Source organism: Streptomyces sp. NPDC041968, from assembly GCF_055589025.1.
The window spans coordinates 366759-382128 of record NZ_JBVJCB010000006.1; the positions used below are offsets into that span (position 1 = coordinate 366759).

Annotated in this window: 13 protein-coding genes; 9 read left to right on the plus strand and 4 right to left on the minus strand. The window is 72.1% G+C overall.

Features of this window, described 5'->3' with window-relative positions; translation table 11 throughout:
• Positions 1-65: 65 nt before the first annotated feature.
• Together fomD and ACZ6EG_RS17600 are read left to right on the plus strand one after the other, a co-directional pair.
• The gene (gene fomD, locus ACZ6EG_RS17595; protein WP_361017738.1) at positions 66-770 is read left to right on the plus strand and encodes a cytidylyl-2-hydroxypropylphosphonate hydrolase; all 705 of its coding nucleotides are present in this window, start codon (positions 66-68) and stop codon (positions 768-770) included.
• A 283-nt stretch (positions 771-1053) separates the two neighbouring features.
• Positions 1054-3135 carry a SpoIIE family protein phosphatase gene (locus ACZ6EG_RS17600; RefSeq protein WP_469605431.1) on the plus strand — a complete coding sequence of 694 codons (2082 nt, stop codon included), beginning with the start codon at positions 1054-1056 and terminating at the stop codon, positions 3133-3135.
• 63 nt (positions 3136-3198) lie between these two features.
• On the opposite strand, the gene ACZ6EG_RS17605 is transcribed toward ACZ6EG_RS17600, so the two are convergent.
• The gene (locus ACZ6EG_RS17605) at positions 3199-5505 is read right to left on the minus strand and encodes a transglycosylase domain-containing protein (RefSeq protein ID WP_391969731.1); all 2307 of its coding nucleotides are present in this window, start codon (positions 5503-5505) and stop codon (positions 3199-3201) included.
• Between the two features lie 292 nt (positions 5506-5797).
• Between ACZ6EG_RS17605 and ACZ6EG_RS17610 the strand changes: the two genes are divergently transcribed.
• The 5 genes from ACZ6EG_RS17610 (at position 5798) to ACZ6EG_RS17630 (ending at position 10775) form a co-directional block, all read left to right on the plus strand.
• Positions 5798-6745, plus strand: a complete 948-nt coding sequence (locus tag ACZ6EG_RS17610) for an SPFH domain-containing protein (protein ID WP_391969732.1) — start codon at positions 5798-5800, stop codon at positions 6743-6745.
• Positions 6691-7062: a type II toxin-antitoxin system antitoxin gene (locus ACZ6EG_RS17615; protein ID WP_391969801.1), complete on the plus strand. Its 372-nt coding sequence runs from the start codon at positions 6691-6693 to the stop codon at positions 7060-7062. The genes ACZ6EG_RS17610 and ACZ6EG_RS17615 overlap by 55 nt, the downstream gene beginning before the upstream one ends.
• A gap of 163 nt (positions 7063-7225) precedes the next feature.
• The gene (locus tag ACZ6EG_RS17620; RefSeq protein WP_384701420.1) at positions 7226-7750 is read left to right on the plus strand and encodes a PadR family transcriptional regulator; all 525 of its coding nucleotides are present in this window, start codon (positions 7226-7228) and stop codon (positions 7748-7750) included.
• Entirely contained in the window at positions 7747-8436 is a 690-nt protein-coding gene (locus ACZ6EG_RS17625; RefSeq protein ID WP_356604141.1) for an ABC transporter ATP-binding protein, read from the plus strand. The genes ACZ6EG_RS17620 and ACZ6EG_RS17625 overlap by 4 nt, the downstream gene beginning before the upstream one ends.
• Positions 8433-10775 (plus strand): ABC transporter permease, encoded by a 2343-nt coding sequence (locus ACZ6EG_RS17630; protein WP_391969733.1) that lies wholly within the window; start codon positions 8433-8435, stop codon positions 10773-10775. The genes ACZ6EG_RS17625 and ACZ6EG_RS17630 overlap by 4 nt, the downstream gene beginning before the upstream one ends.
• 83 nt (positions 10776-10858) lie before the next feature.
• Here the strand turns inward: ACZ6EG_RS17630 and ACZ6EG_RS17635 are convergent, their stop codons facing one another.
• Positions 10859-11797, minus strand: a complete 939-nt coding sequence (locus ACZ6EG_RS17635) for a LysR substrate-binding domain-containing protein (protein WP_391969734.1) — start codon at positions 11795-11797, stop codon at positions 10859-10861.
• A gap of 137 nt (positions 11798-11934) precedes the next feature.
• Here ACZ6EG_RS17635 and ACZ6EG_RS17640 point away from each other — a divergent pair, with 137 nt between their 5' ends.
• Complete coding sequence (locus ACZ6EG_RS17640; RefSeq protein ID WP_356604135.1) at positions 11935-12489, plus strand: peroxiredoxin; 555 nt, start codon at positions 11935-11937, stop codon at positions 12487-12489.
• Positions 12490-12495: 6 nt separating this feature from the next.
• Positions 12496-13032 carry an alkyl hydroperoxide reductase gene (locus ACZ6EG_RS17645; protein ID WP_356604133.1) on the plus strand — a complete coding sequence of 179 codons (537 nt, stop codon included), beginning with the start codon at positions 12496-12498 and terminating at the stop codon, positions 13030-13032.
• A gap of 66 nt (positions 13033-13098) precedes the next feature.
• Here ACZ6EG_RS17645 and ACZ6EG_RS17650 read toward each other — a convergent pair whose 3' ends face one another.
• Together ACZ6EG_RS17650 and ACZ6EG_RS17655 are read right to left on the minus strand one after the other, a co-directional pair.
• Positions 13099-14475 carry an AI-2E family transporter gene (locus ACZ6EG_RS17650; protein WP_391969735.1) on the minus strand — a complete coding sequence of 459 codons (1377 nt, stop codon included), beginning with the start codon at positions 14473-14475 and terminating at the stop codon, positions 13099-13101.
• A gap of 150 nt (positions 14476-14625) precedes the next feature.
• Positions 14626-15321, minus strand: coding sequence for an aggregation-promoting factor C-terminal-like domain-containing protein (locus tag ACZ6EG_RS17655; protein WP_356604129.1), 696 nt, complete (start codon positions 15319-15321; stop codon positions 14626-14628).
• Positions 15322-15370 lie beyond the last annotated feature (49 nt).

The following is a 15370-nucleotide window of genomic DNA, read 5'->3' on the forward strand; positions in this document are numbered from 1 at the left end:
CCCCCTTCACGGACGCCCTTCGCGATCACCCCGCGTCGTGTGGTCAGGGCACCTAATATCTGTCCATGGCAGACGGTGAAGCGGTGAGCGCGGCGGCGGAGGCGAAGGGTCCGGCGGCCCGGGCGGAGTACTGGGCGCCGGGGAGCCACATCCTGTGGCGGTACCGGGAGAACGGCGGCCGGCACCTCCACATCGCCCGCCCCGTCACCGTCGTCCGGGACGACGCCGAGCTGCTCGCCGTGTGGCTGGCGCCCGGCACCGAGTGCGTGAAGCCGGTGCTCGCCGACGGCACGCCCGTGCACCTGGAACCGCTGGCCTCGCGCTACACCAAGCCGCGCACGGTGCAGCGCGACCGGTGGTTCGGCACGGGCGTGCTGAAGCTGGCCCGACCCGGCGAGCCCTGGTCGGTGTGGCTGTTCTGGGACCCGGGCTGGCGGTTCAAGAACTGGTACGTGAACCTGGAGGAACCGCTGACCCGTTGGGCGGGCGGCGTCGACTCCGAGGACCACTTCCTGGACATCTCCGTCCACCCGGACCGCAGCTGGTACTGGCGGGACGAGGACGAGTTCGCGCAGGCCCAGCGGGACCGGCTGGTGGACGCCGGGCTCGCCGAGCGGGTGCGCAGGGCGGGGCGCGCCGCGGTGGCGGGGATCCGCGCCTGGGGCACCCCGTACGCGGACGGCTGGGAACACTGGCGCCCCGACCCGTCCTGGGCGGTACCGTCACTGCCCGGGGACTGGGACCGCACGCCCGCGCAGGTGTCCTCGTGAGACCCTTGCTGCGCCCCCGGGCAGGAAACGTAGGATCGTCCTCCGCAAGGGCGCGCGGCAGCGGCAACCGGCGGAGCGTGCGCTGTGCTTGACCGATCGTCACCGAGGGGCGGCTGGACGTGAGCGAGGGGTACGAGGGCAAGACGGGCACGGGCCGCCGACGGCCCCCCGGTGACACAGGAACAGCCCCTGACCACGCGGCAATCCCGTTCCCGGGGCACGTATTCCGGGTATCGGGATTTCTGCGGGACGAACTGCACGCGCCGCGCGCAGTCCCGGACGGATGGATTCGACACGCGTGACGGAGCACCCGACCTCCTTCGACCGCCCCCAGACGGGCGCCGACCCCGCGGATCCACGCGGGGCGCTCCTGCGTACCCCCGTGCCGCCGCGCGCCCCCGGGGCCGCGTTACCGGCACAGGGACGCACCGGCGAGCCGCCGCCCGCCTCCGGCACCGGTGCCTTCGAGCACTCCCAGCCGGGCGCCGAGCCGTCCGTCGAGCCGGAGGCCCTCCGCCCGCGGCCCGCCACCGAGGGCGTCCCCGTCCAGCCGGGCGGCGGCACACCGTCCGGGGCGTCGACCCCGGAGCGCCGTGGCGCGCCGGCGGAACCCGAGCGCCGCACCGGACAGCCCACCGTGCCCGGGCGGCCCACGCCCATGCGGCGGGACGGCGACCGGCTGCGCTTCGTGGGGGCCGCGACCCGGCGGATCGCCCGGGGCATGGACCTGGACGAGATCGTGATGGGGCTGTGCCGGGCCACCGTGCCGACCTTCGCGGACGCGATCCTCGTGTATCTGCGCGAGCCGCTCCCGGTCGGCGACGAGCGGCCCACCGGCCCCCTGGTGCTGCGGCTCCGGCGCACCGACCGGATACCGGCCGAGCGGGACACCGAGAGCGGGTTCACGCCCGCGGCCCAGCCCGAGCCCTCCGAGCTGGAGTCGGTCGGCTCCGAGCTGTGCGAGGTGCGGCCGGGCAGCGCGCTCGCCGAGGTGCTGCGCGGGGTGCGCCCGGTCTTCACCGACAGCCCCGCCGCCCTCGCCGCCCTGCCGGAACTGCTGGGCGACGGACGCGAGTTCGCCGTCCCGGACGGGCGGCGGGCCATCCTGGCGCCGCTGCGCGGCCGGCGCCGGGTGATCGGGGCCGCCCTGTTCCTGCGCGGCCCGGAGCGCGTCGCCTTCGAGGCCGACGACCTGCTGGTCGCCGCCCAGCTGGCCACGCACAGCGCGCTGGGCATCGACAAGGCGGTGCTGTACGGGCGTGAGGCGTACATCGCCGACGAGCTGCAGCGCACGATGCTCCCGGAGAACCTGCCGCGCTGCACCGGCGTCAGGCTGGCCTCCCGCTACCTGCCGGCCGCGGAGACGGCGCGGGTCGGCGGCGACTGGTACGACGCCATCCCGCTGCCCGGCAGCCGGGTCGCGCTGGTCGTCGGCGACGTCATGGGCCACTCCATGACCTCGGCCGCCATCATGGGCCAGCTGCGGACCACGGCGCAGACCCTGGCCGGGCTCGACCTGCCGCCGCAGGAGGTGCTGCACCACCTCGACGAGCAGGCCCAGCGCCTGGGCACCGACCGCATGGCGACCTGCCTGTACGCCGTGTACGACCCGGTGTCGCACCGCATCACGATCGCCAACGCCGGTCACCCGCCGCCCGTGCTGCTGCACCTGGGCGGCCGGGCCGAGGTGCTGCGGGTGCCCGCGGGCGCCCCGATCGGGGTCGGCGGCGTGGACTTCGAGGCGGTGGAGCTGGACGCCCCCGCGGGCGCCACGCTGCTCCTCTACACCGACGGGCTGGTCGAGTCCCGCCTGCGGGACGTCTGGACCGGCATAGAGCAGCTGCGGGAGCGCCTCGCGGCGACCGCGCAGCTCACCGGGCCGGACCATCCGCCTCCCCTCGAAGCCCTGTGCGACGAGGTGCTGGACATGCTCGGGCCGGGCGACCGGGACGACGACATCGCGCTGCTCGCCGCCCGCTTCGACGGCATCGCGCCCAGCGACGTGGCGTACTGGTTCCTGGAGCCGGACGACACGGCCCCCGGCCGGGCCCGCCGCCTGGCCCGGCGCGCGCTGGCCCGCTGGGGCATGGAGGACCTCACGGACTCCGTGGAGCTGCTGGTGAGCGAGGTCGTCACCAACGCGGTGCGGTACGCCTCCCGGCCGGTCACCCTGCGGCTGCTGCGCACGGACGTGCTGCGCTGCGAGGTCGGCGACGACGTGCCGCAGCTGCCGCGGCTGCGGCAGGCGCGGGCCACCGACGAGGGCGGGCGCGGGCTGTACCTGGTGAACCGGCTGGCCCGGCGCTGGGGCGCGACGCGGCTGAGCACCGGCAAGGTGGTGTGGTTCGAGCTGAACCGGGGCTGAGGCCCGGGTACGCGGAAAGGGCGCCCGGTGGGTCCGGGCGCCCTTTCGCGTGCCTGCCGTCGGCTACCGCTCCTGCCGGTCCCCGTCGGGGAAGAGCGGGTCCTCCGGCTCCGTGGTCGTTCCGCCCGTCGGCGGCTCGGTGGACGGGCTGTTGGAGGGCGACTGCGACGGCGACTGGGTCGGCGACTCGGTCTCCGGGGCCTCGGTCGTCGGCTCCTGGGTCTCCGGCGCCTCGGTCTCCGGCGCCTCGGAGGTCTCCTCCTGGGTCGGCGACCGGGTCGGCGACTCGCTCTGCGTGGGCGTGTCGCTCGGCTCGACCGCGTTGCCCTGCTTGGTCTCCAGGTCGAACTCGGTGACCTCGCCCATGACGCCGAAGGTGTACGCGGCCCAGATCTCCGCCGGGAAGCCACCGCCGTTGACACGGTGGTCGACGCCGCCCGCCTTGTACATCGGGACCTGGGCGTGGGTCTTCGCGTCCTCGCCGAACAGGCCGACCGAGGTGACCAGGCCGGGCGTGAACCCGGTGAACCAGGCCGACCTGTTGTAGTCGGACGTGCCCGTCTTGCCGGCCACCTGCTGGCCGTCGCGCAGCGGGTTGTCCCGTACGGACCGCTTGGCCGTACCGTCGTCGACCACGCCGGTGAGCACCGAGGTCACGGTGTCGGCGGCCTCGCGGCTGATGACCTGCTCGCCGATCGGGTCGGGGAACTCGACCGTGCGGTCCTTGTGCTCGACGGACTTCACGACGGCCGGGGTGACCTTCCTGCCGTGGTTGTCGAGGGTGGCGTAGACCCCCGCCATCTCCAGCGGGCTCGCGCCCATGCTGCCCAGGGTCTGGGCCGGCACGGCCTCCATGCCCTCGGTCTCCATGCCGAGTTCGCCCGCCGTCTTCACGACCTGGGACATGCCGACGTCGATGCCCATCTGCGCGAAGACGGAGTTGACGGACTTGTTCATCGCCTCCTGGACGGTGATGTCGCCGTAGTCGACGTCGTCCTCGTTCGGGGGCGCGAAGCCGACCTTCTGGTCGCCGTCCATCACGGGGCGCTTGCTCGTGCCGTCGTACATCGTGTTGGACGTGATCGGCACGCCGTCCTGCGTCTCGGCGTCCTGGTCGACGGCCGCGGCGAGGATCAGCGGCTTGAAGGTGGAGGCGGGCTGGTAGTCGTCGCGGGTGGCGTTGTTGGTGAAGTGCTTGACGTAGTCGACGCCGCCGTACATCGCGACGACCGCGCCCGTCTTCGGGTCGACGGAGACGGCACCGGCCTGGACGTCGGCGTCGACCTCGCGCTTGGCGGGGTCGAGCTTGCTGGTGAGCTTGGCCTTGACCGCCTTCTCCAGCTCCGCCTGCTTCTTCTTGTCGACGTTCAGGGTGATGGTGTAGCCGCCGAGGTCGACCAGGGCCTTCGCCTGCTCCAGGTCCTCGGCGGCGCCCTGCTCGACGAGCCGCTGCCTGAGCGCGTCGTTGGCCGCCTCGACCAGGTAGCCGGTCTGGCCCTCCATCCCGGGGGCCGGCTTGGGCGCCTCGGGCTCCGGGAACGTCATGCCCCGGCGCTCGGTGCCGTCCAGCCACTTCTGCTCGACCATGTTGTCCAGGACGTAGTTCCAGCGCTGCTGGACCAGCTTCTTGCCGGTGTCGCTGGCGATCGCCCAGTCGTACTGGTTGGGCGCCTGGAGCAGCGCGGCGAGGTACGCGCCCTGCTCGACGGTGAGGTCCTCGGCGTCGACGCGGTAGTAGGCCTGGGCGGCGGCCTGGATGCCATAGGCGCCGCGGCCGTAGTAACTGGTGTTGATGTAGCCGGCGAGGATGTAGTCCTTGGACTTCTCCCGGTCCAGCTTCAGGGAGATGACCAGTTCCTTCAGCTTGCGCGAGACCGTCTGTTCCTGGGACAGGTAGTAGTTCTTGACGTACTGCTGGGTGATGGTCGAACCACCCTGAGCGCCCTTGCCGGAGAGGGTGTTGAGGACGCCTCGCGCGGTGCCCTTCAGGTCGACGCCCGCGTCCTTGTAGAAGGTCTTGTTCTCGGCGGCGACGAAGGTGTACCGGACGTCCTTGGGGATCTTGGCCAGGTCGACGATCTCGCGGTTGCGCTCGCCGTCCCGGGCCATGATGGTGCCGTCGCTGTACTTGTAGACGTTGCTCTGCAGCTCCGCGTCGGCGTTCCCCTCGGGGATGTCGATCACCATGTACAGCACGATGAAGGCGCCCATGCCGAGGAGGCAGAGGCCGAAGAAGGTGCCGAGGATCTTCTTCCAGGTGAACAGCCGGCGTATGCCGCTCTTCCCGCCCGCGCCCGACGAACGGCGGCGTTTCGGCGCCGCGCGGCGGCCACCGCGCTGTCGCGCTCTTCTCTCTTCCGCTCGCCCCATGGGTCCGATCCGCTCCGCTTCGGTCGTCCGTGTGCACGTCTCGCTCACGTGTCACACAGGTTCGTCGCTCAGGTCAGCTCAGAAAGCTAACACCGGGAGGTATGACAAACGGCCGCCGATCCCCCCTTGTACGGACGTGAGAATCAGCACCCGCTCCACAGGAACCGACGTACGAGAGGGGCCCAGGGTTGCCGATCCAGGGTAAAGTGATATCACTTAGCTAGACAGACGATAGAGACAGACGACAGCGCCGGGCGGCACGAGCGCGCCCGGCGGGAACGGGGGACCCTCCATGTCCGCACACCACACCCAGGACGCACCGCAGGTCACCGCGGACGTGCCGCAGATGCCGGCGCCACGGGTGCGCGAGACGCAGGCGCACAGCATCGGCGGCGGCTTCGCGCTGCTGCTGGGGCTGGTCGGGCTGCTCGTCGGCGCCGGCCTGATCGCCGGCGCGACCGCGGTCGCCTCGACCGGCGGCAAGGCCGCACTGATCATCGGCGGCATCGTCATCGCGCTGGCCGCGTTCCTCGCGATGTGCGGGCTGAACATGGTGGCGCCGGGCGAGGCCCGCGTGGTGCAGCTCTTCGGACGGTACCGGGGCACGATCCGGCAGGACGGACTGCGCTGGGTGAACCCGCTCACCTCGCGCACCAAGATCTCGACGCGGGTGCGCAACCACGAGACGGCCGTGCTGAAGGTGAACGACGCGTACGGCAACCCGATCGAGCTGGCCGCGGTCGTGGTGTGGCGGGTGGAGGACACCGCGCAGGCCACCTTCGAGGTGGACGACTACATCGAGTTCGTCTCCACCCAGACCGAGGCGGCCGTGCGGCACATCGCGATCGAGTACCCCTACGACGCCCACGACGAGGACGGCCTCTCGCTGCGCGGCAACGCCGAGGAGATCACCGAGAAGCTCGCCGTCGAGCTGCACGCGCGCGTGGAGGCGGCCGGCGTGCAGATCATCGAGTCCCGCTTCACGCACCTCGCGTACGCGCCGGAGATCGCCTCGGCGATGCTCCAGCGGCAGCAGGCCGGCGCGGTGGTCGCGGCGCGACGGCAGATCGTGGACGGCGCGGTCGGCATGGTGGAGGCCGCGCTCGCCCGGATCAGCGAGCAGGACATCGTGGTGCTGGACGACGAACGCAAGGCGGCCATGGTGTCCAACCTGATGGTCGTGCTCTGCGGGGACCGCGCCGCCCAGCCGGTCCTGAACACGGGGACGCTCTACCAGTGACCACCCCGCCCGAGGGGCCCGCATCGCCCGAGGGGACCGGGCCCTCCGGGGGGCCCGAGCCGTCCGGGGGCCCGGCCCCCAAGCGTCGGCCGCAGCAGCGCAAGCAGGTGCTGCTGCGGCTGGACCCGCAGGTGTACGAGGCGCTGGCCCGCTGGGCGGGGGACGAGCTGCGCTCGGCCAACGCCCAGATCGAGTTCCTGCTCCGCAGGGCCCTGGCCGAGGCCGGCCGCCTGCCCGGGGACGCGGGACCGCTGCCGCGCCGGGGACGCCCGCCCGGCGGGACGGGCCCCGGGCCCGGCACCACGCCGTCGCCGTGACGAAACCGCGCGCCGCGCCCTCGCATCACCGGGTGCGGAGGCGCGGCCTCCGTCGTCACGGAACCGTGACAATCGGCCCTGACCTGCGGTCCTGCACATCCCGCACCGGACTCTGCACACCGCGTATACATGGCGCGTATACACCGTGTGTAGAGTGCTCGGCATGTCCATCGGTCACACCCTCCTGGGGCTCCTGGAGTCCGGGCCGCGCCACGGCTACGACCTGAAGCGCGCCTTCGACGAGAAGTTCGGTCACGACCGGCCGCTGCACTACGGCCAGGTCTACTCGACGATGTCCCGCCTGCTGAAGAACGGCCTCGTCGTCGTCGACGGCATCGAGGCGGGCGGCGGTCCCGAACGCAAGCGGTACGCGATCACCGAGGAGGGGATCACCGACGTACAGCGGTGGCTCGCCACCCCGGAGAAGCCCGAGCCGTACCTCCAGTCCACCCTGTACACCAAGGTCGTCCTCGCGCTGCTCACCCACCGCGACGCCGCCGACGTCCTCGACACGCAGCGCTCGGAGCACCTGCGCAGCATGCGCATCCTGACCGACCGCAAGCGCAAGGGCGACCTCGCCGACCAGCTGATCTGCGACCACGCCCTGTTCCATCTGGAGGCCGACCTGCGGTGGCTGGAACTCACCGCGGCGCGCCTCGACAAGCTCCGTGAGGCGGTGGCCCGATGACTCCCCCCGCAGGTTCGCTGCTCTCGGCCGAGCAACTGCGCAAGGCCTACGGTCCGACCCTCGCCCTCGACGGCGCCGAGTTCTCCATCCACCCCGGCGAGGTCGTCGCCGTGATGGGCCCCTCCGGGTCCGGCAAGTCGACGCTGCTGCACTGCCTCGCCGGGATCGTGCCCCCCGACTCGGGGACGATCACGTACGACGGGCGCGAGCTGTCGGCCATGAACGACGCCGAGCGCAGCGCCCTGCGCCGCTCGGAGTTCGGGTTCGTGTTCCAGTTCGGGCAGCTCGTGCCGGAGCTGACCTGCGTGGAGAACGTGGCCCTCCCGCTGCGGCTGAACGGCGCTTCCCGCAAGGAGGCCGAGCGGGCCGCGCTGACCTGGATGGAGCGGTTGGAGGTCGACGACCTGAGGAAGAAGCGGCCCGGTGAGGTCTCCGGCGGCCAGGGGCAGCGGGTCGCGGTGGCGCGGTCGCTGGTGACCGGTCCCCGGGTGCTCTTCGCCGACGAGCCGACCGGCGCGCTGGACTCCCTGAACGGCGAGCGGGTCATGGAGCTCCTCACGGACGCCGCCCGCTCCACCAACGCCGCCGTCGTGCTGGTCACGCACGAGGCGCGGGTGGCCGCCTACTCCGACCGCGAGGTCGTCGTACGGGACGGGAAGTCACGGGACATGGAGCGCGTCGTATGAGCGTGCGCCGGTGGGCCCGCGACCTGGCCATGGGCGTGCGCTTCACCGTCACCGGCGGGCGCGAGGGGTGGACCCGGGCCGTGCTGACGGCCGTGGGGGTCGGGCTCGGCGTGGCGCTGCTGCTGCTGACGACGGCCCTGCCGAACGCACTGGCCGTCCGACACGAGCGGGAGGCCGCGCGCACCGACATCACGTTCACCGACGACCGGCCGCCGAAGGGCGCCGACACCCTGATCGTCGCCGAGGTGGGCACCGACTTCCGCGACGACTCCGTCCGGGGCCGCGCCCTGGAGCCCGAGGGGCCCCGGGCGCCGCTGCCGCCGGGGGTGGACCGGTTCCCCGCGCCGGGCGAGATGGTGGTCTCCCCCGCGCTCGAGCGGCTGCTGGCCTCCGACGCCGGCAAGCTGCTGCGGGAGCGGCTGCCGGAGCGCATCACCGGCACCATCGGGGAGAGCGGGCTGGTCGGCTCGCACGAACTCGCCTTCTACCGGGGCGCCGACGGACTCGCGCCGCACCTCGACGGCGGCCGGGTCGTCCGCATCGACCACTTCGGCGACCCCGACCCGGGGACCGAGCGGTCCGACCCGGTCCTCCTGCTGCTGATCCTCGTCGTCTTCGTGGTGCTGCTGATGCCGGTCGCGGTCTTCATCGCCGCGGCCGTGCGGTTCGGCGGCGAGCGACGCGACCGGCGGCTCGCCGCGCTGCGGCTGGTGGGGTCCGACAGTCGCATGACCCGGCGGATCGCGGCCGGCGAGGCGCTGGCGGGCGCGGTGCTCGGGCTCGTCTTCGGCGCCGGTTTCTTCCTGGTCGGGCGGCAACTGGCGGGCACGGCCGAGGTCTTCCGCATCAGCGTCTTCCCGAGCTACCTCAACCCCTCGCCGCTGCTGGCCCTGCTGGTGGCGGTGGCGGTGCCGGCCGCTGCCGTGCTGGTGACGCTGTTCGCGATGCGCGGGGTGGTCATCGAACCGCTCGGCGTGGTGCGTACGGCCAGGCCCGCACGGCGGCGCCTGTGGTGGCGGCTGCTGCTTCCGGTGGCCGGACTGGCGATGCTGTACCCGATGATCGGCCAGGGCCGCTCCCAGGGGGACTTCAACCAGTACCTGGTGACCGGCGGTGTCGTCCTGCTGCTCGTCGGCGTCACCGCGCTGCTGCCCTGGATCGTGGAGACGGTCGTCGCCCGGCTCGGCAGCGGCGCGCTGTCCTGGCAGCTGGCCGTGCGCCGGCTCCAGCTGAGCAGCGGCACCGCGGCCCGCATGGTCAACGGCATCGCGGTGGCGGTGGCCGGTGCGATCGCGCTCCAGATGCTGTTCGCGGGCGTGGACGACGACTACACCAAGAGCACGGGCAAGGACGTCACGCAGGCGCAGATGGAGGTGGCCCTGCCGAGCGAGGTGCCGGTCCCCGCGGCCGCGACGAAGTTCCGGGAGACCGAGGGCGTCGACGCCGTCTTCTCGTACTCCGAGGGTTACGCCGGCGACCGCCGCCGGAACCCGGAGGACTCCACGACGCTGACGGTGGGCGACTGCGCCTCGCTGCGCGCGATCGCGACGCTCTCCTCGTGCCGCGACGGTGACGTGTTCGCCGTGCGCGGGGCCGAGTGGGACGCCGGCGTCGACGTGCCGGCGATGGCGAAGGACCGGCGGACGCTCTACCTCGACCCGTCCTTCGACGGCTCCCCGAAGAGCCTGGAGATCCCCTGGGAGGTGCCCTCGGACGTCAAGGAGGCGGCACCGCGCGCCGGTCTGCTCGCCGGCACGGACCGGGGCGGCTTCCTGATCACGCCGAAGGCGCTGCCCCCGTCGCTCGCACCGGGGCTGGAGGGGCACGCCTACCTCAGGCTCGACGAGTCGGTGCCGGACGTCCACGAGCGGGTGCGCAACACGGCGGCGGCCGTGGACCCGCTGGCCTACCCGATGGTCTGGGCCGCCACGGAGCGCAGCGGCCGCTTCGACGCCATCCGCACCGGCCTGTTCGTCGGCGCCGCGTGCGTGCTGGGGCTGATCGGCGCCAGTCTGCTGGTGTCGCAGCTGGAGCAGCTGCGGGAGCGCCGGAAGCTGCTGTCGTCCCTGGTCGCCTTCGGCACCCGGCGCCGCACCCTGAGCCTGTCGGTGCTGTGGCAGACCGCGATCCCGATCACGCTGGGCCTGGTACTGGCCTCGGTGGTCGGCCTGACGCTGGGCACGGTGCTGCTGAAGATGACGGGCACACCGGTCTCCGTCGACTGGATCGGCGTCCTGGCCATGGCCGGTATCGGCGCCGCGGTCGTCCTGCTGGTGACCCTGGCCAGTCTCCCGCCGCTGCTGCGCCTGATGCGCCCGGAGGGCCTGCGGACGGAGTGATCCGGCGGTCCCCGCCCGGGCCGGCCCGCGCGCCCGTCCCGGCGGCACCCACTGTGCCGCCGGGACGGGCGCCGGCGCGTGCGTCAGCCGGTGACGATCCGCACCGGCAGCTCGCGCATCGCCTCCCGCAGGGCACCCGCCAGTTCCTCGTACTCCGCGGAGCGGGCCGCACCCGTGCGCATGGCGAGGGCGATGCGGCGGGTGGGGGCCGGGTCGGTGAAGGCGCCGGTGAGGAGCTGGCTGGAGCGGGACGTCTCCACGCGGACGGCCGTGCGCGGCAGCAGCGTCACCCCGAGGCCGCCCGCCACCAGCTGCACCAGCGTCGACAGGCCGGCGGCCGTGGTCGTCGCCGGGACGCCCGCGCGGCCCGCCTCGCGGCAGATGTCGAGCGCCTGGTCGCGCAGGCAGTGCCCCTCGTCGAGCAGCAGCAGGTTCAGTTCGCGCAGCACCGAGCGCTCGATGCCCTCCCGCCCGCCCAGCGGGTGGTCGAGGGGGGTGACGAGCACGAAGTCCTCGTCGAAGAGCGGGAGTTCCGTCACACCGGGGACGCCGAGCGGCACCGCGAGCAGCAGCAGGTCGAGACGGCCGGACGTGAGCCCCTCCAGCAGGCTCGCCGTCTGCTCCTCGTGCACCTGGAGGTCGAGGGCCGGGTAGCGGTCGTGGACCAGTCGCAGCACCGTGGGCAGCAGGTACGGCGCCACCGTCGGGATGACCCCGAGGCGCAGCGCCCCCGTGAAGGGCGCCCGTACCGCCTCCGCCTCCTCCAGCAGCGCGCCGACCTCGGCCAGCACCGCCTTCGTCCGCACGGCGAGCCGCTCACCCGCGGGCGAGAGCAGCACCTTGCGCGTCGTACGCTCCAGGAGGGTGACACCGAGTGTCTCCTCCAGGGCCGAGACGGCTCCCGAGAGCGCGGGCTGGCTCATCCCGATCGCGGCGGCGGCATCGCGGAAGTGCAGATGCTCGGCGACCGCGGCGAAGGCCCGCAGCTGGGCGAGGCTGGGCTGCCTCTTCTTACCCGACACTAATAGCCACCTCCGATCAACTCGACCGAGTGTAGCTATTTCACTAATCAATGCACCCTGTGCCAACATCAAGAACGTCCAACCCATGGGAAACGCCCGCAATCCGGGTGTTTCTTCGCTGCACTATTGGAGAGCGCGTGCTCACTGTCGGTGACAAGTTCCCCGAGTTCGATCTGACCGCCTGCGTCTCGCTGGAGAAGGGCAAGGAGTTCCAGCAGATCAACCACAAGACCTACGAGGGTCAGTGGAAGGTCGTCTTCGCGTGGCCCAAGGACTTCACCTTCGTGTGCCCGACCGAGATCGCCGCCTTCGGCAAGCTGAACGACGAGTTCGCCGACCGCGACGCCCAGGTCCTCGGCTTCTCCGGCGACTCCGAGTTCGTGCACCACGCCTGGCGCAAGGACCACCCGGACCTGACGGACCTGCCGTTCCCGATGATGGCGGACTCCAAGCACGAGCTGATGCGCGACCTCGGCATCGAGGGCGAGGACGGCTTCGCCAAGCGCGCCGTGTTCATCGTGGACCAGAACAACGAGATCCAGTTCACCATGGTGACCGCCGGCTCGGTCGGCCGTAACCCCAAGGAGGTCCTGCGGGTCCTCGACGCCCTGCAGACCGACGAGCTCTGCCCGTGCAACTGGAGCAAGGGCGACGAGACCCTCGACCCGGTCGCGCTGCTCTCCGGAGAGTGATCCGAGATGTCCCTCGACTCCCTCAAGTCCGCTGTACCCGACTACGCCAAGGACCTGAAGCTCAACCTGGGCTCGGTCATCGGCAACTCCGACCTCCCGGCGCAGCAGCTGTGGGGCACCGTGCTGGCGACCGCCATCGCCTCGCGCTCCCCCATCGTGCTGCGTGAGCTGGAGCCGGAGGCGAAGGCGAACCTGTCGCCGGAGGCGTACCAGGCCGCCAAGTCGGCCGCCGCCGTCATGGCGATGAACAACGTCTTCTACCGCACCCGGCACCTGCTGTCGGACCACGAGTACGGCACCCTGCGCGCCGGTCTGCGGATGAACGTCATCGGCAACCCGGGCGTCGACAAGGTCGACTTCGAGCTGTGGTCCTTCGCGGTGTCCGCCATCAACGGCTGCGGCATGTGCCTGGACTCGCACGAGCAGGTGCTCCGCAAGGCCGGTGTGGACCGCGACACGATCCAGGAGGCGTTCAAGATCGCCGCCGTGGTCGAGGCCGTCGGCGTCACGCTGGACGCCGAGGCGGTGCTGGCCGCGCAGTAGTCCCGCGCCGCGCACACGACACGGGCCCCGCTCACCGATCCGGTGGGCGGGGCCCGTCGCGTGTCGCTACGCCGGTGACGTGTCCGGCGGCGGCGCCTCGGCCTCGGCGGGCCGCGGCGGGTGGTCCGTCGCCGGGGACGCGTCGGTCGACGTCGCCCCGTGCGGCTTCGGGGCCTGCCGCAGGGCCGCTTCCCGCGAGTACGCCCGCAGATAGCCCACGACCGTGTTCGTCACCGCCACCAGCGGTACGGCGACCACCGCGCCGCCGATGCCGGCGATCATGCCGCCGGCGGCCACGGACAGCACCACGGCCAGCGGGTGGACCCGCACCGCGCGCCCGAGGATGAACGGCTGGAGGATGTGCCCCTCGATCTGCTGCACCGCCAGCACCACCACGAGGGTCATGACGGCCGCGAACACGCCCTGCGTCACCAGCGCCACGACGACCGCGAGCGCGCCGGACACCACCGCGCCGACGAGCGGCACGAAGGCGAACAGGAAGATGAACACGGCCAGCGGGACGGCCATCGGCACGTCCAGGAAGTAGATGCCGAGGCCGATGAAGATGGCGTCGATCAACGCCACGATCACCGTGCCCCGCACGTACGCCGTCAGCGTCCGCCACGCGCGCGGGCCGGCCCCGGCGACGCCCGGCCGGGCCGCCGCCGGCACCAGCTTCAGCGTCCACTGCCAGATGCGCTTGCCGTCGTAGAGCAGGAAGAGCGTCGAGAAGGCCGCCAGCAGGATGCCGGTGAGCGCCTCGACGACGACCGTGACGCCCTCCAGGCCGGCGGACGTTATCTGGTCGGTGTTGGCGCCGACCGCCTCGCGCAGGTTCTTGGCGATCTCGTTGATCTGCTTGTCGGTGACGTGGAAGGGGCTGTTCAGCAGCCAGTTGCGCAGCTCGTCGATGCCGTCCTGGACCTGGTCGGAGAGGTTGTCGATGTTCTCCATGACCTGCCAGGTCACGAACCAGCCGATCAGCCCCATCACGACGAACCCGAGGATCGCGGTCAGGGCGGTGGCCGGCCCCCGGGGCACCCCGTGCCGGCGCAGCCGGGCCACGGTCGGCTGGAGCAGCGCCGTGATGAGCAGCGCGGCCACGAACGCCAGCACCACCAGTTGCACGGCGCTGATGACTTTCATCAGCACCCATACGGTGCCCGCGAGGACCAGCAGCCGCCATCCGGCCTCCGCGGCGACCCGTACGCCCCAGGGCACGGCCTGCGCCGGGTCGGGGCGGGTCTGGACCACGAGCTGCTGGTGCGGGCCGAGGTGCTCCACCGACACGTCCGGCGCGGACGGCGGCGCGTGGTCGGCGACCGGCACCGGTCCGTCGTCGGCCTCCGCGCGCCGCGCTTCCTCGCGGCGCTGGTCCAACCGCTTGCTCATCTGCGTCAGCCCGGCGCCGAGCCGGCCGAGCCACCCTGGCACTCGCGACATGATCCGTCCTCTTCCCCCGTCTCTCCTCACCACTCCCCCCTGGAGTCGTTCCGGCACGACCGTACATGGCGGGGACGCGAAAGCCCCTCACCGTAGGACGGTGAGGGGCTGTGCGAGGTTGAGCGGAGCGGGTCCGTTCCCGGGGCGGGCTCAGTACCAGTGGTTGTTCTGCCAGAACGCCCAGGCGTCGCACGGGCTGCCGTAGCGGCTGTCCATGTAGTTGAGGCCCCACTTGATCTGGGTCGCCGGGTTGGTCCGCCAGTCGGCGCCCGCGGAGGAGTACTTGCCCGCCGGCAGTGCCTGGAAGAGGCCGTAGGCGCCGGAGGAGGGGTTGACCGCCTGGTAGTTCCAGCTGGACTCGTGGTCCACGATGTTGCTGAAGCACTGCCACTGGCCGCTCGGCACCATCTGGCGGGCCATGGCCTGGATCTGGCTGGTGCTGTACGAGCTCTGGACGGCGAAGCTGGTCGACTCGCGCTTGGCGTCGCGGCTGGCGGCTTCCTGCTCCGCCTCGCGCTTCTTGGCCTCCTCGGCCGCCTTCTTGGCCTTCTCCTGCTTGGCCACGGCGGTCTCGGCGGCTGCCTTGCGGGCCGCTTCCTCGGCGTCCTTCTTGGCGCTCACGTCCGCGGCGATGGCCTGTACGTCGGCCTGCTGCGTCAGGGACGCGGTCTGCACCTGCGCCTGCTCGCCCATGGGGATGTCCGCGAGCAGCGTCGTGCCTGCTGCCGTCGCCTCCGCGTCGTTGTTCTGCGCGGTGCTGCCCGAGGCAACGCCGACGACGCTTCCGACTGCGGTGACCGCCGTGGCCGAGGCCACTGCGAATCCCCGGACCGAGATCCGGCTCACACGGTTTCCTTCCAGCATCGCCCGCTTCGGTGACCCTCGCGGACGCAAT

Coding starts and splice junctions, on each gene's coding strand:
- ACZ6EG_RS17645 (WP_356604133.1), top strand. CDS start 12,496: ATGTCCCTCGACTCCCTCAAGTCCGCTGTACCCGACTACGCCAAGGAC.
- ACZ6EG_RS17625 (WP_356604141.1), top strand. CDS start 7,747: ATGACTCCCCCCGCAGGTTCGCTGCTCTCGGCCGAGCAACTGCGCAAG.
- ACZ6EG_RS17650 (WP_391969735.1), bottom strand. CDS start 14,475: ATGTCGCGAGTGCCAGGGTGGCTCGGCCGGCTCGGCGCCGGGCTGACG.
- fomD (WP_361017738.1), top strand. CDS start 66: ATGGCAGACGGTGAAGCGGTGAGCGCGGCGGCGGAGGCGAAGGGTCCG.
- ACZ6EG_RS17600 (WP_469605431.1), top strand. CDS start 1,054: ATGGATTCGACACGCGTGACGGAGCACCCGACCTCCTTCGACCGCCCC.
- ACZ6EG_RS17605 (WP_391969731.1), bottom strand. CDS start 5,505: ATGGGGCGAGCGGAAGAGAGAAGAGCGCGACAGCGCGGTGGCCGCCGC.
- ACZ6EG_RS17630 (WP_391969733.1), top strand. CDS start 8,433: ATGAGCGTGCGCCGGTGGGCCCGCGACCTGGCCATGGGCGTGCGCTTC.
- ACZ6EG_RS17610 (WP_391969732.1), top strand. CDS start 5,798: ATGTCCGCACACCACACCCAGGACGCACCGCAGGTCACCGCGGACGTG.
- ACZ6EG_RS17620 (WP_384701420.1), top strand. CDS start 7,226: ATGTCCATCGGTCACACCCTCCTGGGGCTCCTGGAGTCCGGGCCGCGC.